Origin of the sequence: Solwaraspora sp. WMMD1047 (assembly GCF_029626155.1) — a bacterium.
GTDB lineage: Bacteria > Actinomycetota > Actinomycetes > Mycobacteriales > Micromonosporaceae > WMMD1047.
Map to the genome: position 1 here is coordinate 169,138 of NZ_JARUBL010000001.1, position 22,755 is coordinate 191,892.

A 22,755-nucleotide genomic window follows, 5' to 3' on the forward strand; every position below is an offset into this window, starting at 1 on the left:
CGGGCGGGCCGCCGACGAGGCCCGGCCGGGTCAGCGGCGGGCGCGAGCAGACCAGCGGGCGATCCTCGCCCAGGACCAGATCGTGTCGGCGACGATGACGAAGGTCCAGATCCGGCTCGCCTGCAGCGGCCAGCCGCCGCCCATGTTCCCGGTGACGATCTCCTCCCAGGTCAGCTGGCCGGTCAGCGCCGCGTACGGCCAGGAGTGCCCCAGCAACGCCAGCACTACCTGCGCGACCAGGTAGAGCGCGAGGTGCGCCAACCAGCGTCGTCGCTCGGTGGCGATGGCTTCGTCGACCGGACCGGATACGCGGGCTCGGGTGGGATCGGGCTGGGTGGCCATACCGTCACCAGACCATGCGGACGCGGCCGGGTCGTCCTCCCGGAAGCGGAAACCCCGGTACCCCGAAGGGACCACCCCCGGCACCTCAACTGCCGATGCCGCCGCCGGAGTGGGAGCAGCTTGGCGGTCAGCTGCCGGTGTGCACCGCCCGCCGGGACGGGCGCAGCTTGGCGGTCGCCGTGCCGGCGCCGGTGGCGATCCCCATCAGCAGCTCGTGGACGGTCTGCCGGGCGTCGTGGCGGGGCCGCCAGCCGAGCTCGTCCCGGGCCCGCGAACAGTCGACGATCGGCGCCGACGCGGTCAGGTCCAGCCAGCCCGGCTCGGTCGGCACGATCCGGGCCCGCCAGGCCGCCCGCACCGCCAGCCGCAGCGCGACCATCGGCGTCGGAACCGGCATGGCGCCGAGCTCCTCGGCGAGCAGCGGGCCGTCGAGCACCGGCTCGGTGGCCAGGTTGAACGGCCCGACCAGGTCGCTGCGCAGCGCCAACAGGTACGCCTCGGCGGCGTCATCGGCGTGCAGCACCTGCCCGCGAAGCTGGCGGTGCCGGGGGATCACCGGCAACCGGCCGGTCCGCAGCAGCGAGGTCGGCGCCAGCCGGCCGATGAAGTAACGGGTGATCTCGGAGCCGGCGTCCCGTTGGAAGACCAGCGCCTTGCGTAGCCGGGTCACCAGCAACTCCGGATGCTCCCGCTCGTACCGGTCGAGCAGCGCCTCCACCGCGGCCTTGTCCACGCTGTAGCCGGAGCTGCCGACCCCGGTCGTCGGCCAGCTCTCGTCCACCCGCCGATCCTTCGGACCCGGCGAGTACGCGGCCACCGAGGAGGCGTACACCAGCTTCCTGATGCCCGCGTCGAGCATCGCGGTGAGCAGGTGACGGGTGCCGCCGAGGTTGGTCCGGCGCAGCCGGGCCCTGCGGTGACTGGGCTGGATCCGCCAGGCGAGGTGGACGACCGCGTCCACGCCGGCCAGCAGTTCGGTGAGCGGCTTCAGGCAGGCCGGGTCGCCGAGGTCCAGCGCGTGCCAGCGCACCCCCTGGTACGGGGGGCCGGCGTCCGGGCGGGGTGTCCGGCGGGCGATGCCGATCACCTCGATGTCCGGTTCGTCGGACAGCCGGCGCAGCAGGGCGGTGCCGACGTTGCCGGTGGCTCCGGTGATCACGATCCGCATCCCCGCCTCTACCCGGCCGGCGGCCGGACATGCCCGAACGGGTCGGCTGGTGCTCGACGCCCGCCGGTTTGTCGGCGCGGAGACCGGGAAGCCGCAACGGGTGCGAGCAGCGTTGACGAGAATCGAGCGGGCCGCCCGGCTGGACGGGGCAGCCGACCAGCTCCAGCGGCGGGTGTGGTCGACCTTCCGGTCGCAGCGGGTCCGTGACCTGCTGCACGGCGTCTGGCTCGGGCATCCGCTGCACCCCGCGCTGGCCCAGGTCCCGATCGGGGCGTGGACCAGCGCGGCGATCCTCGACCTGCTGCCCGGCCCGCGGCGGCCGGCCACCGTGCTGGTCGCGGTCGGGGTGGCGGCCGCGGTTCCGGCGGCGGCGGCCGGGGCGAACGACTGGGCGGAGCTCTCCCGGGACCAGCGCCGGGTCGGGCTGGTCCACGCCGCCGCGAACGCGGTGGGCACGGTCTGCTACGCCGGCTCGCTGGTGGCGCGGCTTGCCGGGCGGCACCGCGCCGGTCGTACCCTCGGATTTCTCGGGCTGGCCGCGGTGAACGGCGGCGCGTACCTCGGCGGTCATCTGGCGTACAAGCAGGCGGCCGGCGTCAACCAGGGCGTACCGGAGCTGCACCAGATGTCGGACGGCTGGCGCCCGGTCGCCGACCTGGCCGCCATCCCCGAGGCCACCCTGGTCACCCGGAAGGTCGACGACGTCGCGGTGGTGGTCTACCGGGACGGCGACGAGGTGACGGTGATGCTGGAGCGCTGCGCCCACCAGGGCGGGCCGCTCGGCAGCGGGGAGGTGGCCCGGGTGGATGGCCGCACCTGCGTGATCTGCCCCTGGCACGGCAGCACCTTCGAGCTCGGCGGCGGTGAGGTGATTCACGGACCGGCCGGCACCGACCAGCAGGTGCTACCGACCCGGGTGATCGGCGGCACCCTGCACACCCGCCTGCCCTGACTGGTCCCGGGCCAGCAGCGGCTCGGCGAGCAGGACCGCCAGCGCCGCGGCGAGCAGCACGACCCCCACCAGGGGGGTGGCACGCACCCCGGCCACCGGTAGCAGCACGCCGCCGAGCAGGGCACCACCGGCGATGCCCGCGTTGAAGGCGGCGCCGTTCGCCGCCGACGCGACCTCGGTGCTGCCGGGGGCGATGTGCATGATCCGGCTCTGCATCGCGGTCGGGACGGCGGCCAGCGACATCCCGGTCAACCCGACCAGGCCGACCGCCGCCGGCTGGGCGGCACCGAACAGGTAGAGCCCCGCCAGCGCGGTCATCGCCGTGGCCACCGGCGCGATCACCGCTGGGCGGGGGTGCCGGTCGGCGAGCGCGCCGGCCGCGAGCGTCCCGAACACCCCGGCCGCCCCGAAAACCAGGAGCAGCAGGCTCACCGTTTCCAACGCGAACCCGCTGACCTCGGTCAGGAACGCGACCACATACGTGTACGCGGTGAACAGGCCGGTCACCGCCAGCGCGGTCACCACCAGCACCACCACGAAGCGGCGCCGGTCCGGTTCCGTGCCGGTGGCCGAGTGCCCCTGCCCGGCCGGCGTGGTCGGCAGCAGCGTCGCGATGCTCACCAGGGCGAGCAGGCCGAGCCCGCTCAGCGCCAGGAAGGCAGCCCGCCAGCCGGCCTGCTGGCCCAGCCAGGTGCCGGCCGGCACGCCGAGCACCGCGGCGAGCGACCCGCCCGAGTACGCGACCGCGATCACCCGACTGCGGACCCGGGGCGGGAACAGCCCGCTGGCGGTCGCCGCGATCACCCCCCAGAACACCGACTGGGCGAGCGCCGTGACCACCCGGGCGACCAGCAGCAGCCAGTACGTCGAGGAGGCCACCGAGAGCAGGGTGGCCAGCACGAAGACGGTCAACAACCCGGACAGCAGGAAGCGGCGCGGAATCCGCAGGGTCAGCCGGGTCAGCGGCACCGACACCACGGCCACCGTCAACCCGTACCCGGTGACCAGCAGGCCCACCGCGGACAGCGAGGTCTGCAGGTCGGCCGCGATCAGCGGGAGCAGACCGATCGGCAGGTTCTCGGTGGTGACGAAGGCGAACGCGCCGAGGGCGAGGGCGCCCACCACGGCCGCGCCGCGCAGGGTCACCCCGGCGGGAGCGGGGGCGACGGCGGTCGGGGTGGCTGCGGGCACCTGCCGGATTCTCCGCCGTCCCCGCCGACCTGCCCAGCCAATTAGCCTGGGCAGTGGCCGGGATCGCACCCGGCGGCCGGGGAGCCCTGGCCAGGAGCCCCGGCCGGATGGGGTCAGCCGCGTGGCCGCCGGAACCGGTTGCGGTGCCGCCCGACCTCGATCTCGCCGCTCTGGCCCACCGACTGCCGGCGCAGCCCGAGCACCGCGCCGATCTGGGCGCCGATGATGCTGGCGGCGGCGATCACCGCGGAGACCGCCAACGGCCGGTTCATCTCGCCCGGATCACCGGACCGGGCCGCTCCGCTGGCGTACGTGGTGCGGCCGTCGCCCGCGGTGCGGCCGTCGTCGTCGCTCGGCGGCCGGACCGGCGGGGCCGGCGACTCCGGCGGTGCCGTCGGTTCGGCCGCGTCGGCCCCCGGTCGCCCGGCCCGGTCCTGATCGGCAGGCGGCGGCGGGGGCGGCGGTACCCGGACCAGCCCGGTGGCGTGCGGGCGCAGGCCGTGGTCGCGGGCGTCCGCCGGCATCTTCAGCAGCTGGCCGGGTTGGATCCGGTCCGGGTTGCGGATCTTGTTGAGCTTCGCCAGCTCCGGATACTGGTCGAAGTCGCCCAGGTAGCGGTCGGCGATGTGGCCCAGGTAGTCACCCCGCTCCACCCGGTAGACCGGATCAGCCGGCTCGGTGTTGTTGCTGGCCTGGTTGACCAGCCAGTGCGGCGCCCGCACCGCGGTCGCCGGCGGCGCCGGGCGGGCGACGGCCGGCGCGCTGACCGCCGGCGCCGCCGGCGGCGCGTAGTGCGGTGCGGTCATCGTGCTCGCGGCGGTGGCCGCCGGGCTGGCGACCAGAATCAGCGCCACCGACCCGACCAGCGCGGCCGCCGCCCGCTGCTGCCGGCTCAGCCCGGGCAGCCGGATCGCCGGCCGGCCGATCATCCGGGCCGGCAGCTCCACGAGTACGGAGAGCGCGAACGTCGCCCAGCCGGCCCAGCCGAGCAGCGCCAGCGCCCGCAGGAAGAGCTGGCCGTCGTCGCGGCTGGTCAGGGTGGTGCCGATCTCGCTGAGCGTCGGAACGTGGTCGGGCAGCGGGTTGCCGGCGAAGGCCAGCAACGCGATCGGGCCGCCGGCCAGCACGGCGACCAGGACGGCGAGGGCGCCGAGACCGGTGAAGAACTGGCCGGTCCGCCGGGCCGCCGAGACGCGCGGGGTGGGCATCGCTGCCTCCTAGGGCGAGGGGTTACACGTCAGAGGTGGTGAGTAGTCGTGCGGTGGAGGTGCCGGTGACCTCGATCGTGTCGGGGAACCCGAACAGATCGAGGAAGATCGTGTCGTAGTCGACCGTGACGACGACGGTGATGTCCTGCTCGCCCGGTTCGTCGAAGCTGACGCTCACCAGCTCCGCGCCGTCGACGTCGGAGACGTAGGTGGTGACGGCCTGGGTGGCCGCCGCCTCGTCGAGCACCTTCTCGCCGCCGGCGATCGCGGACGCCAGGTCGATGGCCTGGCCGCCGGCCCGGGCCGCCTCGGCGGCGACGTTCGCGGCCCGCTGGGCCGCCTGCAGCCGGCCGGCGCCGTCGTAGGTGAGGCCGATGACCATCAACAGTCCGCCCAGCGCCACGGCGAGCAGCAGGCTCACCCGGCCGGCGTCCCGCGCGGCATGCTCGCCCATCAGTCGCTCCGGGCCCGGTAGCGGTCCAGCGGCGAGGTGAAGGTGGCCTCCATCGACGCGCCGTCGTCCATGTCGAACCCCGCGATCGTGATGTCCAGATAGGAGACGAAGCAGGAGACGGTGACCGTCACCGACGCGTCCTGGCCGGGCAGGCTGCCGAACGCCTCGTCGAAGCCCACCTCGTCGCCCCCGACATGCCCGGTGAAGTCCAACGTCGGCTCGTCCGCGCAGGAGAGCCCGGTCCAGTCGAGCTGGGCGGCGGCCGCCTCGGCGGCGGCGGTCTTGGCCTCGTCGGCGTCCCGGGCGATGGAGGCCGCCCGCGCCGCGTCGTGCGCCGCGAAGTCGATCGCCTGGCCGGCCACGGCCGCCCGCCCGACCATCCCGGCCAGCACGATCAGCCAGATGAAGACCGGCGCGAGGATCGCCACCTCCACGGAGGCGGAGCCTTGCTCCCTCGACCTCGCCGCCGCGGCGGCCCACCGTCGGGCCGTCATGGCGGGGTGAACCGTTCCACGGTGCCGTGCGCGGTCTGCGAGATGTCCGGCATCGGCAGGAACGGGATGATCGTCAGCGCCTCGCCCTCGACGGTGGCGCTGACCTCGGCGGTGTCCGGGCTGACCGTCACCGCCACGTCCCAGTCGACCAGCCAGTCGCCGGCCTGGTCGAGGAAGCTCTCGGCCTGCGTCTCGCCGACCCCGGCCGGCGCCTGATAGGCCCGCTGCGCGTTCACCGCCTGCTGAGCGGCGTGCATGGCGGTGGTGCGGGCCAGGAACCAGGCGGCGGTCTGGATCGAACCGAACAGCAGCACCAGGATCGCCGGCATCAGGATGGCCAACTCCACCGGGTTCGCCCCCCGGTCCCGGCCGTGGCACGCCACCGCGCGCCGCACCGCGTACGCGATGCGGCGCCCGGTGGGCCACGTCCGGTGCGGCACGGCTACCCGCCGTCCCCGCCAGGTCCTTCGCCCACACCGGGGATCTCACCCATCCAGTCGGTGACGGCGGTCTCGGCCAGCAGGACCAGCGCGAGGGCGATGATCGCCAGGCCGGCGATGATGACGGCGGTGGGAACCGGGCTGTCACCCCGGTCGCGTTCGGCGGTGACCCGCAGCTCGGTCAGTCGGGTGCGTAAGGCGTCGAAGAGGTCGAGGGGGAATCTCACGGATGGCTCCTTTCTCGATGATCTGGGGGAGGGCTACCTGGGTCAGATGCGAGCCAGGAAGGGGTAGATGACGAAGCCGATCAGGACGAAGACGAGCAGGGACCCGGGGATGTCCAGCCGGCTGGTGACCGCCTCGGCCCGGGCCAGGTTGTCGGTGCGGATCTGATCGCGCAGCGAGTCGGCACGGCCTCGCAGGGTGTCGTGTACCTGGGCGCCCTCGGTGCCGGAGGACTGCATGATGGCGCCCACGTCGCCGAGTTCCGGGACGCCGATCTTCTCGGCCAGATCCCGCAACTCGTCCCAGGGGGAGTGCATCTGCAACTGGGCCAGCCGCAGCGCCTCCCGGATCCGTTCGAACACCCAGCCGTCGCAGACCGCCGCCGCCCGTTCCAGCGCCTGGACGGGACCGTGCGCGGCGGAGAGCTGCAGGGCGACCAGGTCGAGATAGGTGCAGACGGCCGCGCTGAACTCCCGGCGGGCGGTGGCGGCCCGGCTCAACACGTCGCGGTGGGCGACCAGCATGGCCAGCAGGCCGAGGCCCAGCCCCGCCACGGCCGGCACCACCACCGGCGGTCGGTGGCCGGCGACGTACACCAGCGTGGTGGCGATGATCGGGGCGGCCAGGCCGATCAGGCCGGAGAGGACCAGCGAGAGGGCGTACTGCTCGGGGGTCCGGCCGATCAGCGCGAGCTGCCGGTGCGGCGGGCGCAGCCAGCGGGCCACCCCGGTGAGCCAGTCGAGTTCACCGCCCGCGGAGACCGACGACCGGGCGGTGCCAACGGTCACCGGCGGGTGCAGCCGCCGCAGCGCCGGCCCGAGCGCCGGGGTGGCCGGCAGCGCCTCACGGACCAGCAGGAACAGGCCGAGTCCCACCGTCGCTCCGGCGACCACACTGAGCGCCAGCTGCCAGTTGAGGATCACGCCACCACCTCCTCGGCCGGCGGCGGGGAGAGGAACCGGGTCGGCGTCGGCGGCAGGCTCATCGCCCGCACCCACACCAGCAGGGCGATGAAGCAGACGCCGAGCACCACCATCACCACCTGGCCGACCGGGGTGCCGTACGGATGCATGTAGCCGGGGTTCAACAGCCCGTAGCCGAGCACCAGCAGGGTCATCCCGGTGAGGAACCGCACCGCGAAGCGCGGCTGGGTCCGCTTCGCCTCCACCTCGCGGCGGGTGGCGACCTCGGAGGCCGCCGCCGACGCGATCGAGGCGAGCACGTCGCCGAGCCGCTCACCCCGGTCGGTGATGTGCAGGATCAGCGCGGCGACCACCTGGTCGGCGACCGGGTCGCCGATCTCGTCGGCGAAGGCCAGCAGCGCGGAGCGGCCCAGCCAGCCGGCCTGCAGCCGGGCGGCGAGCTGGCGTACCTCCGGCTCGATCTCCGCCGGCGCGGTGGCGACCGTACCGATGATGGCCTGCTGCAACCCCTGGCCGGTGCCGGAGACGTCCTTGAGCCGCCGGGTCCACTCACCGACCGCCTCGATCCGGGCGATCGCCCGCTGCTCGGCCCTGCCGACGCTGAACAGCCACGGCGCGCCGGGCACCGCCACCGCCACCAGCAGCCCGACCATCGGCAACCCGGTCAGCAGGAAGGCCAGCGCACCGGCCAGCGCGGCGAACGCCAGCAGGGTCTGGTGGGCCCGCTGGTCGCGCCTGGTGGTGCCCGAGCCGAGCCAGAGCCGCCGCACCGAGCCGCCGAGCCGGGACGGCGGGCCGGGCGGCCGGGTGGTGCCGACCAGCGCGACGATCGCCAGCACCAGCCCGGTCACGCAGGCGACCCCGCTGAGCACCGCGATCAGTTCGATGTTGGCGGGCAGGTTCATGGCGCCAACCTGGTGTTGCGCGGCCGGCGCCAGGCGCCGGTCCGGGCCTCGATGTAGCGGCTGAGCAGGCGTACGTCGTACCCGACCCGCAGCAGCTGCTCGCGGATGCGCTCCGGCAGGTGCATCGGGATGGCCCGGCCGTCCGGGCCGGGACCGAAGACCGTGGTGGTGGTGATCCGGCTGCTGTCGCCCACGCCGATCACCTCCTCGACGTGCGAGATGAAGCGGTGCTTGCGGCCGCCGATCGCGGTCTCGTCCTCGATGGTGACGTAGACGATCAGGTCGAGGGCGTTGCCGGCCATCCGGCGGGCCTGCTCCACGGTCATCTCCCGGCCGTGGGCCAGCGCCAGCTCGATGATCCGCTCGCTCACCCCGTGCGGGGTACGGGCGTGGATGGTGCACATCGAGCCCCGGCTGGTCGTCATCGCCTGCAGCATCGGCACGATCTCGCGGGACCGGACCTCGCCGACGATGATCCGCAGTACGCCCATCCGCAGCGCCACCGGGATCAGGTCGGCGATCGTCACCTCACCGGCCGGGCGGCCGTCCAGTCCGCGTTCGCCGTGGCCCTCGCGGGACTCGAAGCTCATCACCGCCCGGTGCTTGAGCCGGCGCCGGGCCGGCAGCAGCTCCCGGCTCTCCTCCAGCAGCACGTACGGCTCGTCCGGCGGGATCTCGTCCATCAGCGCCCGGATGACGGTGGTCTTGCCGGCCCCGGCCAGCCCGGCGACCATGATGTTGAGCCCGGCCCGCATGGCGGCCCGCAGGAAGTCGCGGATCAGCACGTCGAGCATCTCGTCCAGGTCGCCGCGCGCCCCGCAGAGCTCGTCGAGCGTGACGTCGAGGGTGTTGTGCTTGCGGATCACCGCGTACGGGCGGTGACTGACCAGGAAGACCGCGGCCAACCGGCTGCCGTCGGGCAGTTGCAGGTCCAGGGTCGGCTTGGAGGTCGACAGCGACCGTTCGGTGGAGCCGGCCCGCCGGGCGGCGGCCTGCAGGATCTCCACCATCTCCTCGTCGCTGTCGGCGATCGGGTCGCCCCAGTCGACGCCGCCGCCGCGCCGGGTGATCCGGACCAGGTCGCAGCCGAGGATGTGCACCTCCTCGATGGTGTCGTCGACCAGCAGGGTCTGCAGCCGGCCGAGCCCGACCAGTTCGGCGGTGACCTGGTCGAGCAGGCTGCGTTCGTCGCTGGCCAGGATCGGGGTGCCGGCCCGGCGGGCCGCGTCGGCGTACTCGGCGACCACCGCCACGGCCAGCCGGCCGCGCTCGGCGTCCTCCTCGGCGGGGGTGTACGCCCGGCCGCGCTGCCAGACCGTGAGCCGTTCGCTCAGCTCCCGGCGGAGCTGGCGGACCAGCGCGAAGTCGACCCGGGCGCGCAGCGGCGGCGCACCGTCGGCCGGGGCGGCGTACCCGTTCGGGGCGGTCGCGGCCGGCGCCGCGTGCTGCGGTCCCGGCCCGAGTTGTCGCGGGACCGGGTCGGCGTGCCGGGGGGCCGGTTCGTTGTGCTGCGGGGCCTGCCGGGGGTACGGCGGACCTGGTTCCGGGTGCCAGGGATGCCCGGCGTGCTCCGGCGGTCGCGCCGGCCCGTGCCCGGTGCCCGGACCGTTCGCCGGCGGCCGCCCGGTCGGCGGGGCGTACGCGACCTGGCGAGCGGCGGTGGAATGGCCGTTGGGGGCGGACCGCCCGGTGGTCGGCGCTGCGCCGTCGTCCGCCCGGTTCGCGGTCGTCGGGTGATGGCCGGTCGGCGCGCCGTGCGCCGGGGTGGCGGTGCGGACGGGCGCCGCCTGACCGGGCGGTGCCGGGTACCGGACCAGGTTGGCCGGGTGAGCTGAGCGCGCCGCACCCGGCAACGGTGCACTGTGCACCGACTGGCCGTCAGAGTTCGGCTGGCCGGCGTAGTTCGGCTGGCCGGCGTAGTTCGGTTGGCCGCCGTAGTTCGGCTGACTTCCGTGGGCCGGCAGGTTGCCGAGGGCGGGCCGGTTGCCGAGAGCCGACTGGCCGCCGTGGGGCGGTTGGCTTCCGGGCGCGGAAGGGCCGGGATGTGGCGGTTGGTCGTCGGGGTTCGCCGGGGTGCCGGGGGCGGCGCGCAGTGGCGGCGGGCCGAGCGGGGGCGTGGTCGAGGTGGCGCTGTCGTCGGGGACCCGTGGGTCGCTGGAAACCGGCTCAAACCGCATGCGGCACCTCCTGGCTGGACGGCCAGCTCAGCCGCGCGCGGCGCCGGTCCATCAGGGTGCGTACCGGCACTTCGAGGGAGTCGGCGGCCCGCATCAGCGGCCGTCCGCCGCGCACGGTGCCGCCGTGGCTGAGCACCTCGGCGGTACGCGGGTCGTGCGGCAGTTGGGCGATCACCGGCAGCCCGAGGGCCTTGCTGACCTCGCCGCGGCCGTGGCCGTCGCCGACCAGCAGCAGCCGCAGCGATCCGGCCGGCACCCGGTGGTCGGCGAAGTCCCGTTCGATCGCGTTCACCGTGGCCCGGGCGCTGGACAGGTGCGGCAGGTGGGCGGAGGTGACCACCAGCACCACCGAGGCGGCCCGCAGCAGCGGCCACGGCGGGGCGACCACCTGCAGCCGCCCACAGTCGACAATCACGTCGTACGCGGGTTGGCCCTTCTCCAGTTCGACGAAGAAGTCGGCGAACCGCTGCCAGAGCGGGGTGACGCTGCCGGCCTGGACCGGGTCGACCACCCCGGGCAGCAGCAGCCGTTCCCGCTTGGGCGCGTCCAGGTCGACCAGCTGCGACCAGAACGCCTCTTCGAGGTTGCCGTCGCGCAGTTCGCCGACGGCCAGCTCGCCGATGCCGCGCGGGCCGTCCAGCGCACCGCCGAGGTAGCCGGCGAGGATCGAACCGCCGGCCGGGTCGCACTCGGCCAGCACGACCCGGTGGTGCCAGGTGAGCGTGCAGGCCAGCGCCGCCGTGGTGACCCCGGGGGAGCCCTTGGCGGCGACGAGCGCGATGATCGCCACGGTCAGGCCGCCGCGTCCAGCACGACGGCGACCCGGTTCTGGTCGGCCAGCGCCACCACCGCCGGTACGTCCTTGGTGGCCAGCGCCAGGTAGAGCACGACGTCGCCGCGTTCCGGGGTGGCGGTGTCGATGATCGTCGCCTCGAACCGGGTGCCGGGCGCGTTGCTGGTCTCGTTGCGGCCGGGCGTGCTGAACAGCACCACCTTGTCGCCGGGGCGCAGCTTCTTGGCCGGTACCGCGCTGACCCCGAGGCCGAGGGCGAGCTGCTGCTGGTCGGGGCCGAGCAGCGGTTGGTCGGTGAGCTGGGCCATGGTGAGCAGGGTGCCCGGGGTGAGAGTGACGGCGGCCCGCATGCCGACCACCTCGGCGAGCCGGCTCGCCGACACCGGTGAGAGCCCCTGCCCGCCGGAGACCTCGACGGTCATCACGTGGTCGGCGGTCAGCACGGTGCCGACCGGCACGTCCTGGGCGACGGCCAGGTAGCTGCCGGTGGCCCGGACCGAGGTGACCGCGAACGCCGACCCGAGGCCGCCGAGCGCGATCAGCAGGACCGCGAGGCCGAGCAGGCCGGGGCGCATCCGGCGCTGCCGGACCACCTTGGGTGGGGCGACCGGCGAGTCGACCGGCCCGGGCGTGCTGCGGGTACTGGCCACGGTCACTCGGTCACCACCTGAAGCTCATCGATCTCAATCGTCGCCTCGGCGGTCAGTTCGTCGTCCGGGAACTCGCCAGTCTGGCTGCCGCTGACCCATTCGACCAGCCAGTACGACCGGGCGGTGATCTCGTAGGTCCCGGGTCGCTGGTAGCCGCGGTAGCCGCAGGGCGGTTCGCGGGTGGGATCGCCGTCGTTGAAGACGCCCTGCCGGCTCTTGACGCACTCGATCGGGGCGCTGCCGTCGCCCATCCGGTAGACGATCTTCTGGACGTTGCCGGTGATGCTGACGGTCACGCCCTGCACGGTGATGCTGTCCGACAGCTCGCCCCAGGTGCGGCGCTGCGCCTCGGCGTCCTGGTCGGTCCAGAGCCAGACCGGCAGTCCCACCAGGCCGGGGCCGTCACTGGGCGCCATTCGGATGGTCGGCCGGCGCCGATCCACCTCCGCCCAGAGGTCCCGCGCGACGTCCGCCGGGTTCGGTGGGTCGAATCCGTCCGGCGGGGCGGCCCGGAAAACCTCGATGGTCTGTCGCGGTGGGCCCAGGCAGGTCTGGACGTAGGCGAGCTGGCCCGGTGGCACGTTGTCCGGCTGCGGCTCGGCCAGCTTGTAGTAGCAGCCGTCCGAGCTGAGCCAGCCAAAGTCGGGGTCGTAGGTGCCACCGCCGCCACCATCCCCCGGATCGCCCGGATTTCCGGGGTTGCCTGGGTTACCGGGGTTGCCAGGGTTCCACACGTGGCAGTTGGTCTGGCTTGGTGGGCACTCCGCCCCGCCCTGGGCGAGTGCGGGCGCCGGCATGGCCAGCGCGGCTCCGGCTGCCAGTGCCAGGGTGGTGCCAGCCGAGACGAGCCGACGCAGGCGCCCGTCCGCGGACCGTCGATGACGCCGCCCGGCCCTTCCGTGGCTGGTCGGTCGGGTCGCGGTCAGCACGGCTGGTCCTCGTGGGCGGCGCCCTCGCTGATCAGCCAGCGACCGTCCGGATATCGGGTGGCGGTGGCGGTGGCCAGATAGCGACTGTTCACCGTACCCGGGATGGCCTTCTTGTCGTCCCTGTTGACCAGCTTGTATTTGGTGGCGTCAATGCAGTCCTGGATCGAGACGGCGGCCGGGACGGAGTCGAGGGTGACCGACGTGACAGTCGGGTCGGAGATGAGCGAGCCGGTGCGCATCGCGCCGTTCTCCTTCGCATCGCGAATGGCAAGCCGAACCCGGGTCAGTAGCGGGTCGGCCAGGTATTTCTTCAGGTCAGGGTGGCGGTGATTGCCGGTCTGTTCGGCTTTCTGGGAGGCCGCGAGATAGCCGGCGTAGGCGGCGAGGGCCGCCTCGGCGGCCGCCGCCTCCTCCGCCTCGGTGTCCTGGGCCGGGGCCGACGCGCCGCTCGGGCGTTCGGTCGGGGCGGGTTCGTCGCGGGCGCAGCCGGTGGTGACGCAGGCGAGTGCCGCGATCGCGACGAGCGCGGTAGGGAGCCGGCTCGGATGCTGTGCTCGCAACGTGCGTCCTCTCCTTCCACCGCTCGCCATCGATCCCACGGGTGAGGGTGGCCCCACGCCGACGCCGCCGGGTGAGGGGTCTTGCCTTCGTCGTCGGGCACGACACAGTGGGCCCGGTCGGTCTTGTCCGGATCCGGTGCCGTCCCATCCTGCATTTACTAAAGTCGATCTTCAGTTTGGTCGCCGCTCGCCGCCCTTTCGGCCGGTAGCGCCGTTGTTCTGGCCGGTAGCGCAGCCTTCAGGGGGCGAGCATAAGCTTGCCGCCGACGAAGCAACAGAGGAAATCCGAAGGAACACGTACGGTTACGGGCGTCGTTGTCACTCAAGGTCGTGGCGGTTAGGTGGCCGGTGATCATCGGGATCGGATCACTGGTTACCCGCCGGTTACGCGGGGGCGGACTCTCGGGGCGAATTGGCGATTTGCCGTGGCGCGAATTGCCAGGGATGAGGGTGGTGTGGTGCGGTCCGTACCCCGGTTCGGGCGGGGTCGTCGCGGTCGTGCGGGGTCGCCCGCGGCCGGCCGATCCGGCCCTTCACCGACCGTCCACACCGGCCAGTACTGTGGCCAAAATGCGATCATGAAGTTACTTAGCGTTGTGGTGATCGAGGGCGTCCGGCGGCCCGCCGATGGCTGACGCGATCGCCGCCGTGGTCGCCGCCGCCGTCGGCGCGTCACTCGGGCCGCCACTGCGGTCCCAGATCTTCCGGTACGCCGTGCCAGCCGGCGAGCCGTGGCGCACCGACTGCCCCCACTGCGGCACCCAACTGGTCCACACTGGCCGGCCCGACCAGCCTGCGCCCGGCCAGCCTGGCGGGCTCGGCTGGTCGCGCCGGCCCAGGTGGTTGGCGGTGTCGCGGCCCACAGGTCGGTGCCCGGGTTGCGCGGAGCGGGTCGGTCCGCGTACCGGGGTGGTGGAGATCGTGGCGGCGACGGTGCTGGCGCTGCTCGCGTGGCGGGTGGACGACCCGTGGTCGTGGCCCGCGCTCGGCTGGATCGCCACGATCGGGGTGGTGCTGGCCTTCGTCGACATCGCCGTGCACCGGCTGCCGGATCGGCTGACGCTGGCCGCCTTCGTCGGTGGCCTCGGGCTGTTCGGGATGGCGGCGCTGGCCGACGGTCGGGCCACCGAGCTGCGAACGGCGCTGGTCAGCGCGGTCGTGGTGGGGGTGGGTTACCTCGTGCTGGTGCTCGTCGCGCCGGCGGGGATGGGGCTGGGTGACGCGAAGGCCGCGTTCACCGTCGGGCTGGCGACCGGGTGGTTCGGCTGGGCGGTGGCGTTCGTCGGAGCCGCCGCCGGCTTCGTCCTGGCCGGCTGCTACGCGACCGCGCTGCTCATCGCCCGCCGAGCCGGCCGCAAGGACCACATCCCACACGGCCCCTTCCTCCTCGCCGGCGCCCTCCTGGCGATCGCGCTCACCCGATGAACCCAGGGGGCCGATCGCCACCAAGATCTGCGGGCGGGTCAGGTGCCGAGGCGGGGGAAGGGGGTGGCGGAGAAGATGGTCTCCACCGGGACCTCGAAGTGGTGGGCGATGCGTAGGGCCAGGTGCAGGCTGGGGCTGAACTCGCCGCGTTCCAGGTAGCCCACGGTCTGGTAGTGCACGCCGAGCGCCTCGGCGAGCTGCCGGCGGGAGATGCCGCGCTCCGCGCGCAGCATCGCGATGCGGTTGTAGACCACCTCACTCATGGCGCCCTCTCACATCGTCCGCTGCATGGCCTTCTCCCGCCGGGCCGCCACGCTGGACCCGGACTCCCGCCGGGCCATCCGGCGCAGCACCCCCGGCGCCACGACCAGCCCCACCACCGCCCAGGCGCCGAGCACCAGCAGCGTTTCCAGATGTCGCCAGGACTGTCCGATCTCGACCACCGACAGGCTGGCCGGCAGCAGCGCGGAGCGCATCCCGAGCCCGAGCCAGTAGATCGGGAACACCTGCGCCACTCCCTGCAGCCAGCCCGGCAGGCTGGTGATCGGGTAGAAGATCCCGGAGGTGGCGATCAGGCCCATGATCGGCAGCATGATCAGGCCCATGTTGCGGGGGTTCGACAGCAGCGAGCCGAGGACCGCGCCGATCGGCATGGTGGCGACCATGCCGATCAGCAGCACCCAGGCCAGGGTCAACCAGCCGCCGGGGTTGCCCAGGTTCAGGCCGTCGAAGAGCAGCGCGCCCGGCACCAGCAGCAGCAGGATGCTGACCAGGGTCATCCCGGAGACCACCACGATCTTGCCGATCAGGTAGCCGAGCATCCCGTTGGGGGTCGCCTTGGCCCGCAGCAGGGTGCCGTCCTCCCGTTCGGTCACCAGCATCGACGCGATGCTGACCAGACCACCGAACGCCACCGTCATGCCGAGGGTGCTCGGCAGGGTCTGCGCGCCCAGTGAGAACTCCGTACCGGGCACCTTCGAGCCGCGCAGGAAGAACATCACCACCAGCAGGATCACCGTGGGGAAGAGGTATCCCCAGAGGGTCTCCGCGTTGGTGAAGGACTGCCGCAGCTCGATCCAGCCGCGCTGCTGGCCCGCCCGGGCCGCCGTCGCTATCGGGTTCATCGGGCCTCCTCGAACGCCAGCGCGGCGGAGCCGCCGTGGCCGGCCTCGTGCTCGTACACCAGGGCCATGTAGGTGTCCTCCAGGCTGGCCCGGCGCACTTCCAGGTCGGTGATCTCCTCGCCGTGCTGCTGGAACAGCTCGCGGACGAACCTGGTGGCGTCGCTCGTCGAGTGGACGAACCGGTCGTCGCCCCGGCTCCAGCGCACCTCGGCGTCGGTGGCGATCCGGCGGGACAGCTGGTCCGCCGAGCCGCTGGCGATGATCCGGCCGCCGGCCAGGATGAGGATCCGGTCCGCCAGCTTCTCGGCCTCGTCCAGGTCGTGAGTGGTCAGCAGGATGGTGGTGTCGTCGGTGTCGGAGAGCCGGTGCACCAGGTCGTGGAACTCGCGCCGGGCGGCCGGGTCGAAGCCGGCGGTGGGCTCGTCCAGGAAGAGCACCTCCGGGCGGCCGACGATGCCGATCGCCACGTCCAGGCGGCGGCGCTGCCCACCGGAGAGCTGCCCGACCTTCTTGCCGGCGTGCGCGGTCAACCCGACCGCCTCCACCAGTTCGTCAGCGTCCCAGGGCCGGCGGATCCGCTCGGTGGAGTACGGGGCGTAGTAGGAGCCGAGGTGGGTCAGCAGCTCGCGGACCCGCCACTTGCTGTGGTCGCGCCAGGACTGCAGGACCACGCCGAGCCGGGCCCGCCAGCGTTCGTCGCCGTGGGCCGGGTCCACGCCGAGCACGCTGACCTGGCCGGCCGAGCGCATCCGGAAGCCCTCCAGGATCTCGATGGTCGTGGTCTTGCCGGCTCCGTTCGGGCCGAGTAGGGCCAGCACCTCGCCCCGCCCCGCGGTGAACGAGACGCCGTTGAGCACGTCCGTGGATCCGTACCGCATCCGCAGGTCGCGCACGTCGAGCGCCGCGCCCACGTCCGGCTGCGGCAGCGTACGCGGAGCGCTGCCGAGATCGTTGTCGACCGCCACTGACCCAATCCTCCCCGTCGTACTTCTGCCTCGGAAGATAGCACTTATGCTACAGGTGGGCGCAACCGGGTTCCGCCGCCGCCGGCGGTCCGTTTGCTGTGGAGGGTGGCCGGGTAGTGATCGGCGTCCCTGAAAAGCACCCCGACCTCCCAAGGAGCGAACCGTGTCGGTCCAGGCCGTGCTCTATCTGATCGCCATCATCCTCGTCGCGGTCTCCGCGCTGCCGTTGCGCCCGCGGGGCATCTCGCTGGCCCTGCTCGGCGCCGCCTTCGCCCTGCTGGCCTACGCCTGGCCGGTCCTCACCGACGGCTGACCGGCGTCCGTCCGGCCCGGAATCGTCGATCTTTCGGCGCCGATCCCCGATAGCTATTGGTGAACCCTGACTGCATCGTTCATCATGAATATCTATCGACGGAAAGGTGAGACCCGATGACGGAGAGGGACCGGTCGCCCGGTGGCCTGAACAGGTCCTGGGCGGGGGCCGCCGCGTCGGCCGCCGCCCTGGCCGTGCTCGCGGCGTTGGGCGGGGTCGGGGCGGCACCCGCCCACGCCGCCCAGGCCGACACCGAGCCGCCGAGCGCACCCGGCGCGATCGAGGTCGCGGAGATCAGCGAAACCCAGGTGCAGCTCATCTGGGCGGCGGCCACCGACAACGTCGGCGTCAGCCGGTACGAGGTGGTCCAGTTCACCGCCGACTACGGCATCGTGCGTAACACGCCCTCCAACAGCATCACCGTCACCGGGCTCTACCCCTCCCAGACCTACACGTTCCACGTGCGGGCCTACGACGCCGCCGGCAACGGCTCGCGGTCCGCGTCGTCGCTGCGGCTGACCATGCCGCCCGGCGACGACCAGGCGCCGTCCGTGCCCGGCCAGCCCACCGTCACCAGCCTGGACGACACCTCGGTCACCCTGACCTGGCCCCGGTCGACCGACAACATCTATGTGGCGCTCTACGAGGTGCTCCAGATCGACGACACCGGCAGCAAGGTGGTCGCGACCGCACCGCAGCACCCGCCCACCGGGCCGACCGCCCGGGTCGGCAACCTCAGCCCCGGGACGACCTACCGGTTCGCCGTCCGGGCGCGCGACGACGCCGGCAACTACTCGGCCACCTCCCAACCGGTCACCGTGACCACCACCGGCGGCTCGACGGCGGGCTGCTCGATCGGCTACCGGATCGCCGGCGAGTGGAGCGGCGCCTTCCAGGCCGAGGTGCGGATCCACAACACCGGTTCGGTCGCGACAAACGGCTGGACGCTCACCTGGCGCTTCGCGGGCGGCCAGCGGATCCAGTACATGTGGGGCGGGGAACTGGTCGGTCAGGACAGCAGCGGCGTCACGATCCGCAACGCCAGCTGGAACGGGGCGATCCGTCCGGGCGGTGAAACCTCGATCGGGTTCGTCGCGACCCGGCCGGGCGCCAACGCGGCACCGACCGCCTTCCAGCTCAACGGAGAGGAGTGTGCGCTGGCGGCCGGCTGACGGGTGCCCGGTTCGTGGTCATCCCTGGGCCCGGTAGATGTCGCGGAGCAGGCAGATCTCCGCGCCGTGGTGGATGGCCTCCCGGTTGATGTGCAGCACCAGCATGGCCAGGGGCGCGTCGGCGTACGGGCCCTCAGCGGGGCCGCACGGCCGGGCCAGACCGGTCGGGCCCAGCGCGCGTACGCCACCGATCCAGGTGGCGTACGCCGCGTCGAGCTGGCGCAGCGCCTCGTCGGCACTGCCGGCGTACGCGAAGATGTCGGGTTCGCAGGGCGGGCCGCCGAAGTGGTTGGCGCTGCGGAACCCGAAGACGTCGACGATGATGTGGCCCAGTCGCCAAGCGATGGTGGTGACCGGCGGCGGGTTCGGCTCCGGCCGGGCGAACTCGATGACGTAATCGCCGGCCCCGTACGCGATCTCGGTCGGCACCTCGGCGCGGGGCCGCACGCTCCAGCCGCCCGGCGCCGGCTCCCAGAAGTATTCGGCGTCGGTGAGCCCGTGCAGGCGCGGGCGCAGCAGGTGCTGCCAGTGCCAGTCCAGCTGATCCGCCAGCTGCCCGGTCCAGTCGATGTCCATGATTCGGGAGGCTAGCGGCAACCCCGGACGGTTTCGGTCCGCGTCGGCTGAGGTGGTGACCCGGCGAGGTTTGCCCTGATGATCGACAATCCCGGCATGGCCTCCTCCTCCCGTTCCACCCGCCGGGTTGCGACGGTCCTGCTGGTGGTCCTGGCCGGTGCCGGCTGTTCCAGCGGCGGCGAGGAGGACTCCCGTGGGCCGGTCCGGGTGAACCCGGTCCCGGCCGGCGTCGAAGGGCTCGGCCCGGCCGTCTTCGCGGTCCGGGTCGAGGACGAACGGCGTACCGATCTGGTCGGCCTGGTCTCGGTGCACCGGTTCGGCGACGAGATCGCGGAGGTGCCGCCCGCCCGCCGGCACGCCCGGATCGCCCTCGGGGACCCGACGACGCCCACCGTCGCCGAAGGGCTGGCCGAGGACCCCCGCGATGCGCTCCTCGTCGGCGGCCGGCTGGTCGACACGACCCTGCCCGAAGACACCTACGCCGAGCGGGTCTTCCGCCTCGGCCCGGACCGGTCGTGGACCGAGTCCCGTTGCCTGATCGTCCGGGCGGACGCCACGGTCACCCGGCCGGCCGTGGAGGCGAGGTGCCACGCCACCCGCGACGGCGGACTCACCTGGCAGGTACGCAGCGAGCCCCGGTACGGCGGCATCGATCCGACCACGGGCACCGCCACCGGCCCGGTCTCCCTACCGAACCATCCGATCGCCGTCTCCGCCGATGGGCGTCACCTGGCGACGGTCACCCGCGACCGACCCCGCCGGCTGGTGATCGGGGACGCCGAGCGGGGGACGTCGACCCCCACCAGCATCGAACTGCCCGGCGGCTCCGCGACCGGCGCCGGCGTCTTCACCGCCGACGGGTACGCCACGGTGCACCACCGCCCGGGCGAACTGCGCAAACTGCTCGTGGTACGCCCGGACGGCACGGTGCGGACGCTGCTCACCCCGGTCGGCGAGGTCGCCTTCGCTCCGGACGGCCGGTTCGCGCTGGTCGTGCAGACCCGCCCGGAGCCGAGTCGACTCGCGGTCGTCGACCTGGCCGCCGGCACGGTGCGCCCGGTCACCGGGGCCGCGCCGATCGAGGGCCGGGTGGTGATGACGGTCACCGGGTCGCGGGCACTTGTCGCCGAGATCCGCGCCGTCGACCTGGATCCGGACGCCACCCGACCGGCTCGGGTCCAGGCGGTGGACCTGAGCACCGGAGACCTGCGGGAGATCACCACGGTGGCTGCCGCGACCACCGCCCGGGCGACCGGACGGACCGCAAGCGAATGGTCGGGCTCCCTCGCACCCGGCCCGGACCCGGCCGGCGGAGCAGGTCCCGCCGGCGGGGCGGACCCGGTCAGTGAGCGCGCCGCCGGAGAGCCCGCAGCGCTCCGCTTCGCCCCCGGCGGGGAGACCGCATCCATCGCCGCCGACGGCACCGTGACGGTCGCCCCGCCCGGGCTGGTCCCGCGGCTCGGGTTGCCGGGTGAGCGGATGCTGCATCTGCTGACGGCACAGGACGGAGACCAGACCCGGCACGACCGGCTCTCGGTGCTCGACACCGGGGGCGGCAGCGTCGAGATCGACACCGGCGCCGACGCCGACCAACGGATCAACGGTTTCGTCGCCACCGCGGACGGTCAGCACCTGATCGTCTCGCTGCGGGCGGCCGCCGGGGGGTACCCCCACCCCGGGCCGCGCGACGAGATCGTCCTGGTCCGGCTGGACGGGGCCGAGCCGCCCCTCGTGCTCTACCGGGGAGCCGTCCTGGCCAGCCTCGGCGCTGACGTCGGCTGAGCGGGCTCGGACGCGATGGCGGTCACTCGGCCGCATAACGGGCGGGTGAGTGGGGTATCCCTCAGCCACGACAGACGACGGCAGCGGACCCGGAAGGTGGAGATTGTCATGGTGCGCAAGCAGATCGCCCGGTGGGCTGTGATGGCCGTGGCGGTGCCAGTCGCCGCGGCGGGAGCCCGCAAGGTCAGCCAGAAGATGGAGTCGCGGCGCGGGCCGTCCCGGACCAGCGGGCTGCTCCGCAAGGGGGCCGACATGTTGCACGGCAACCGGAAGCGGCGTCCGGCCTGGCGTCGGTGACAAACCTCGTCCGCGGACGCCGCGGAGGCTCAGGAGGCGGTCCCGGCGCGAGCCGGGGCCGCCTTTCCGACGCTGTCACCACGCAGGTACCGGGTCACCATGTCGACCAGTTCGTTTTCGAGCGTCTCGACCGGGATGCCGCGCGGATCGGCCATCAGCTTGTGCGTGTTGACCTCCACGGTGAACAGGATCAGCTCGGCTGCGGTGGCTACGTCGCGTACGTCGACATCCGGGTGCCGGGTGAGCAGGTCACGCAGCTGACCAACGCGGATCTCGCCGTGCCGGTTGATCCTGCCGAGCAGTTCCTGCGAGAACGGCGCCTCCTCGATCATGATGCGGAGCAGTTGCGGGTCGTCCCGATGGTTGTCGACCGCGTCGCGGACGATCGCCTGGACCATCGCCTTCAGGGTTCCGGCGGACATGTCGACCTGATCGGCATGCTGCCAAGCTCCGCGATCGATGTGCCGGACCAGCAACTCGGCGAGGATGGCGTCCTTGTTCGGGAAGTACTGGTACAGCGAGCCGATGGAGATGCGGGCGTGTTCGGCGATGCGGTTGGTGGTGCCGGCGGCGTAGCCGAACTCGGTGAAGACGTGAGCAGCGGCGGTCAGGATGCGCTCCCGGGTCAGCTCGGCACGGACCTGGCGGGGCTTGCGACGTGGCGCAAGGCGATGGTCGCCGGATGGCATCCGGGTCCTCCTCGGCAGCGGAAAAAGCGAGTAGCCAGAAAGCTGAGCTATTGCTCAGAATATTACGGTGAGCTGCAAAAACAAGGACGCGTACGGATCGGGTAGTGGATCGTGATACCCAGGGTCCAGCTGCCCGAGTCGCGTACGATGATCACGCTGGAGGTACGACGCCGGGAGCTTCTCACCCCGGGCTTCGCCAGCGTCACCCTCGGCGGCCCCGCCCTGCGCGACCTCATCGTCACCGGCAACGACCAGGCCGTCCGGCTGTTCTTCCCCCGCGAGGGCCAGGCCGGGTTGCGAATGCCCACCTTCTCGAACGACGCCTGGATGGCCCAGCTGCTGTTGACGCCGAAGTCGGCCCGCCCCTGGGTCCGTAGCCTCACGATCCGGCAGGCCCGACCGGCCGACAACGAGATCGACATCGAGGTCGCCCTGCACGGCGACTCTCCCCTGTCGGCCTGGGCACGCCGCGCCGAGCCGGGCGATCCGGCCGGGATCTTCGACATGGGCACCACCTACCGGCTGCCGGAGAACGTGCAGGGGCAACTGCTGGTCGGCGACGACAGCGCGCTGCCCGCCATCCTGTCGATCCTGGACGGCACGCCGCCGACACTGCCCACGGAGGTCTACCTGGAGGTCGCGACCGGAGCCGACATCCGGCCGGTCGAGACACCCACCGGGGTACGCGTCCACTGGTTGCGCCGCGACAGCGCGGACCTGCGGCCCGGGGCCCTGGCAGTGGCGGCGGTACGCGACGCGACGCTTCCACCGGGCCGCTGCCCTGGGGGTTTGGTGGGCCGCCGGGGATTCGAACCCCGAACCTATGGATTAAAAGTCCACAGCTCTGCCATTGAGCTAGCGGCCCGCCGCGTCACCAGGCTACCCGAGGCCCTGCGGGGCGGGCGCGAGGCTTTCCGGCGCCGGTAGACGCCCAGGTCAGGCCAGCGCGCCCGATACGGGACAGTAGACCACAAAGCCGGTGCGGCGGGATCACCAAGGAC

25 protein-coding genes, 1 tRNA gene and 1 pseudogene are annotated in these 22,755 nt (G+C 73.0%); 6 read left to right on the forward strand and 21 right to left on the reverse strand.

Going from position 1 to position 22,755, the window contains the following annotated elements; translation table 11 throughout:
• Positions 1-30 precede the first annotated feature (30 nt).
• Entirely contained in the window at positions 31-342 is a 312-nt protein-coding gene (locus tag O7627_RS00750; RefSeq protein WP_278091561.1) for a hypothetical protein, read from the reverse strand.
• A 127-nt stretch (positions 343-469) separates the two neighbouring features.
• Positions 470-1,510: an NAD-dependent epimerase/dehydratase family protein gene (locus O7627_RS00755; protein WP_278091562.1), complete on the reverse strand. Its 1,041-nt coding sequence runs from the start codon at positions 1,508-1,510 to the stop codon at positions 470-472.
• Positions 1,511-1,610: 100 nt separating this feature from the next.
• Between O7627_RS00755 and O7627_RS00760 the strand changes: the two genes are divergently transcribed.
• Positions 1,611-2,462, forward strand: a complete 852-nt coding sequence (locus O7627_RS00760) for a Rieske (2Fe-2S) protein (RefSeq protein WP_278098100.1) — start codon at positions 1,611-1,613, stop codon at positions 2,460-2,462.
• On the opposite strand, the gene O7627_RS00765 is transcribed toward O7627_RS00760, so the two are convergent.
• From O7627_RS00765 to O7627_RS00825, 13 genes and pseudogenes are all read right to left on the reverse strand, one after another.
• The gene (locus O7627_RS00765) at positions 2,415-3,653 is read right to left on the reverse strand and encodes an MFS transporter (RefSeq protein ID WP_278091563.1); all 1,239 of its coding nucleotides are present in this window, start codon (positions 3,651-3,653) and stop codon (positions 2,415-2,417) included. The two genes, O7627_RS00760 and O7627_RS00765, sit on opposite strands and share 48 nt — an antisense overlap.
• 113 nt (positions 3,654-3,766) lie before the next feature.
• The gene (locus O7627_RS00770) at positions 3,767-4,861 is read right to left on the reverse strand and encodes a LysM domain-containing protein (RefSeq protein ID WP_278091564.1); all 1,095 of its coding nucleotides are present in this window, start codon (positions 4,859-4,861) and stop codon (positions 3,767-3,769) included.
• A gap of 22 nt (positions 4,862-4,883) precedes the next feature.
• The gene (locus O7627_RS00775) at positions 4,884-5,315 is read right to left on the reverse strand and encodes a hypothetical protein (RefSeq protein WP_278091565.1); all 432 of its coding nucleotides are present in this window, start codon (positions 5,313-5,315) and stop codon (positions 4,884-4,886) included.
• The gene (locus O7627_RS00780; protein WP_278091566.1) at positions 5,315-5,809 is read right to left on the reverse strand and encodes a TadE/TadG family type IV pilus assembly protein; all 495 of its coding nucleotides are present in this window, start codon (positions 5,807-5,809) and stop codon (positions 5,315-5,317) included. The genes O7627_RS00775 and O7627_RS00780 overlap by 1 nt, the downstream gene beginning before the upstream one ends.
• Complete coding sequence (locus O7627_RS00785) at positions 5,806-6,249, reverse strand: TadE family protein (protein ID WP_278091567.1); 444 nt, start codon at positions 6,247-6,249, stop codon at positions 5,806-5,808. Before O7627_RS00785 ends, O7627_RS00780 begins: the two co-directional genes overlap by 4 nt.
• Before the next feature lie 2 nt (positions 6,250-6,251).
• Positions 6,252-6,476 (reverse strand): hypothetical protein, encoded by a 225-nt coding sequence (locus tag O7627_RS00790; protein WP_278091568.1) that lies wholly within the window; start codon positions 6,474-6,476, stop codon positions 6,252-6,254.
• Between the two features lie 42 nt (positions 6,477-6,518).
• Positions 6,519-7,394, reverse strand: a complete 876-nt coding sequence (locus tag O7627_RS00795; RefSeq protein WP_278098101.1) for a type II secretion system F family protein — start codon at positions 7,392-7,394, stop codon at positions 6,519-6,521.
• Positions 7,394-8,302, reverse strand: coding sequence for a type II secretion system F family protein (locus tag O7627_RS00800; RefSeq protein WP_278091569.1), 909 nt, complete (start codon positions 8,300-8,302; stop codon positions 7,394-7,396). The genes O7627_RS00795 and O7627_RS00800 overlap by 1 nt, the downstream gene beginning before the upstream one ends.
• Positions 8,299-9,690, reverse strand: a pseudogene (locus O7627_RS00805) (CpaF/VirB11 family protein); the annotation flags it as partial. The gene O7627_RS00800 and the pseudogene O7627_RS00805, both read right to left, overlap by 4 nt.
• Positions 9,691-10,468: 778 nt before the next feature.
• Entirely contained in the window at positions 10,469-11,269 is an 801-nt protein-coding gene (locus tag O7627_RS00810; RefSeq protein WP_278091570.1) for a ParA family protein, read from the reverse strand.
• A gap of 2 nt (positions 11,270-11,271) precedes the next feature.
• Positions 11,272-11,928, reverse strand: coding sequence for an SAF domain-containing protein (locus O7627_RS00815; protein WP_278091571.1), 657 nt, complete (start codon positions 11,926-11,928; stop codon positions 11,272-11,274).
• On the reverse strand, positions 11,925-12,851 hold the full coding sequence (locus O7627_RS00820) for a hypothetical protein (RefSeq protein ID WP_278091572.1): 927 nt from the start codon (positions 12,849-12,851) through the stop codon (positions 11,925-11,927). Before O7627_RS00820 ends, O7627_RS00815 begins: the two co-directional genes overlap by 4 nt.
• On the reverse strand, positions 12,845-13,411 hold the full coding sequence (locus O7627_RS00825; RefSeq protein ID WP_278091573.1) for a hypothetical protein: 567 nt from the start codon (positions 13,409-13,411) through the stop codon (positions 12,845-12,847). The genes O7627_RS00820 and O7627_RS00825 overlap by 7 nt, the downstream gene beginning before the upstream one ends.
• Positions 13,412-14,038: 627 nt before the next feature.
• On the opposite strand from O7627_RS00825, the gene O7627_RS00830 reads away from it, so the two are divergent.
• Positions 14,039-14,836 carry an A24 family peptidase gene (locus O7627_RS00830; RefSeq protein ID WP_278091574.1) on the forward strand — a complete coding sequence of 266 codons (798 nt, stop codon included), beginning with the start codon at positions 14,039-14,041 and terminating at the stop codon, positions 14,834-14,836.
• Between the two features lie 38 nt (positions 14,837-14,874).
• Here O7627_RS00830 and O7627_RS00835 read toward each other — a convergent pair whose 3' ends face one another.
• The 3 genes from O7627_RS00835 to O7627_RS00845 are packed head-to-tail and all read right to left on the reverse strand — an operon-like array spanning position 14,875 to position 16,838.
• Positions 14,875-15,099, reverse strand: coding sequence for a helix-turn-helix transcriptional regulator (locus O7627_RS00835; protein ID WP_278091575.1), 225 nt, complete (start codon positions 15,097-15,099; stop codon positions 14,875-14,877).
• 9 nt (positions 15,100-15,108) lie between these two features.
• Positions 15,109-15,960: an ABC transporter permease gene (locus O7627_RS00840; RefSeq protein WP_278091576.1), complete on the reverse strand. Its 852-nt coding sequence runs from the start codon at positions 15,958-15,960 to the stop codon at positions 15,109-15,111.
• The gene (locus tag O7627_RS00845; protein WP_278098102.1) at positions 15,957-16,838 is read right to left on the reverse strand and encodes an ABC transporter ATP-binding protein; all 882 of its coding nucleotides are present in this window, start codon (positions 16,836-16,838) and stop codon (positions 15,957-15,959) included. Before O7627_RS00845 ends, O7627_RS00840 begins: the two co-directional genes overlap by 4 nt.
• Before the next feature lie 250 nt (positions 16,839-17,088).
• Between O7627_RS00845 and O7627_RS00850 the strand changes: the two genes are divergently transcribed.
• Positions 17,089-17,238: a hypothetical protein gene (locus O7627_RS00850; protein ID WP_278091577.1), complete on the forward strand. Its 150-nt coding sequence runs from the start codon at positions 17,089-17,091 to the stop codon at positions 17,236-17,238.
• Between the two features lie 116 nt (positions 17,239-17,354).
• A complete protein-coding gene (locus O7627_RS00855) occupies positions 17,355-18,410 on the forward strand; it encodes a cellulose binding domain-containing protein (RefSeq protein WP_278091578.1) in 1,056 nt (351 codons plus the stop codon).
• 18 nt (positions 18,411-18,428) lie between these two features.
• Here the strand turns inward: O7627_RS00855 and O7627_RS00860 are convergent, their stop codons facing one another.
• Entirely contained in the window at positions 18,429-18,986 is a 558-nt protein-coding gene (locus O7627_RS00860) for a DinB family protein (RefSeq protein WP_347404627.1), read from the reverse strand.
• Between the two features lie 78 nt (positions 18,987-19,064).
• Between O7627_RS00860 and O7627_RS00865 the strand changes: the two genes are divergently transcribed.
• Both O7627_RS00865 and O7627_RS00870 read left to right on the forward strand, forming a co-directional pair.
• A complete protein-coding gene (locus O7627_RS00865) occupies positions 19,065-20,768 on the forward strand; it encodes a hypothetical protein (protein WP_278091579.1) in 1,704 nt (567 codons plus the stop codon).
• Between the two features lie 108 nt (positions 20,769-20,876).
• Positions 20,877-21,065, forward strand: a complete 189-nt coding sequence (locus O7627_RS00870) for a hypothetical protein (protein ID WP_278091580.1) — start codon at positions 20,877-20,879, stop codon at positions 21,063-21,065.
• A gap of 29 nt (positions 21,066-21,094) precedes the next feature.
• Here O7627_RS00870 and O7627_RS00875 read toward each other — a convergent pair whose 3' ends face one another.
• A complete protein-coding gene (locus O7627_RS00875) occupies positions 21,095-21,754 on the reverse strand; it encodes a TetR/AcrR family transcriptional regulator (protein ID WP_278091581.1) in 660 nt (219 codons plus the stop codon).
• A 790-nt stretch (positions 21,755-22,544) separates the two neighbouring features.
• Positions 22,545-22,619, reverse strand: a tRNA-Lys gene (locus O7627_RS00880).
• Positions 22,620-22,755 lie beyond the last annotated feature (136 nt).

Excerpts from the sequence above, each read along its gene's own strand:
- O7627_RS00835 (WP_278091575.1), bottom strand. The coding sequence starts at position 15,099 with ATGAGTGAGGTGGTCTACAACCGCATCGCGATGCTGCGCGCGGAGCGC.
- O7627_RS00865 (WP_278091579.1), top strand. The coding sequence starts at position 19,065 with ATGATCGACAATCCCGGCATGGCCTCCTCCTCCCGTTCCACCCGCCGG.
- O7627_RS00860 (WP_347404627.1), bottom strand. The coding sequence starts at position 18,986 with ATGGACATCGACTGGACCGGGCAGCTGGCGGATCAGCTGGACTGGCAC.
- O7627_RS00845 (WP_278098102.1), bottom strand. The coding sequence starts at position 16,838 with ATGCGGTACGGATCCACGGACGTGCTCAACGGCGTCTCGTTCACCGCG.
- O7627_RS00800 (WP_278091569.1), bottom strand. The coding sequence starts at position 8,302 with ATGAACCTGCCCGCCAACATCGAACTGATCGCGGTGCTCAGCGGGGTC.
- O7627_RS00780 (WP_278091566.1), bottom strand. The coding sequence starts at position 5,809 with ATGACGGCCCGACGGTGGGCCGCCGCGGCGGCGAGGTCGAGGGAGCAA.
- O7627_RS00870 (WP_278091580.1), top strand. The coding sequence starts at position 20,877 with ATGGTGCGCAAGCAGATCGCCCGGTGGGCTGTGATGGCCGTGGCGGTG.
- O7627_RS00830 (WP_278091574.1), top strand. The coding sequence starts at position 14,039 with ATGGCTGACGCGATCGCCGCCGTGGTCGCCGCCGCCGTCGGCGCGTCA.
- O7627_RS00775 (WP_278091565.1), bottom strand. The coding sequence starts at position 5,315 with ATGGGCGAGCATGCCGCGCGGGACGCCGGCCGGGTGAGCCTGCTGCTC.
- O7627_RS00855 (WP_278091578.1), top strand. The coding sequence starts at position 17,355 with ATGACGGAGAGGGACCGGTCGCCCGGTGGCCTGAACAGGTCCTGGGCG.
- O7627_RS00750 (WP_278091561.1), bottom strand. The coding sequence starts at position 342 with ATGGCCACCCAGCCCGATCCCACCCGAGCCCGCGTATCCGGTCCGGTC.
- O7627_RS00755 (WP_278091562.1), bottom strand. The coding sequence starts at position 1,510 with ATGCGGATCGTGATCACCGGAGCCACCGGCAACGTCGGCACCGCCCTG.
- O7627_RS00770 (WP_278091564.1), bottom strand. The coding sequence starts at position 4,861 with ATGCCCACCCCGCGCGTCTCGGCGGCCCGGCGGACCGGCCAGTTCTTC.
- O7627_RS00875 (WP_278091581.1), bottom strand. The coding sequence starts at position 21,754 with ATGCCATCCGGCGACCATCGCCTTGCGCCACGTCGCAAGCCCCGCCAG.
- O7627_RS00840 (WP_278091576.1), bottom strand. The coding sequence starts at position 15,960 with ATGAACCCGATAGCGACGGCGGCCCGGGCGGGCCAGCAGCGCGGCTGG.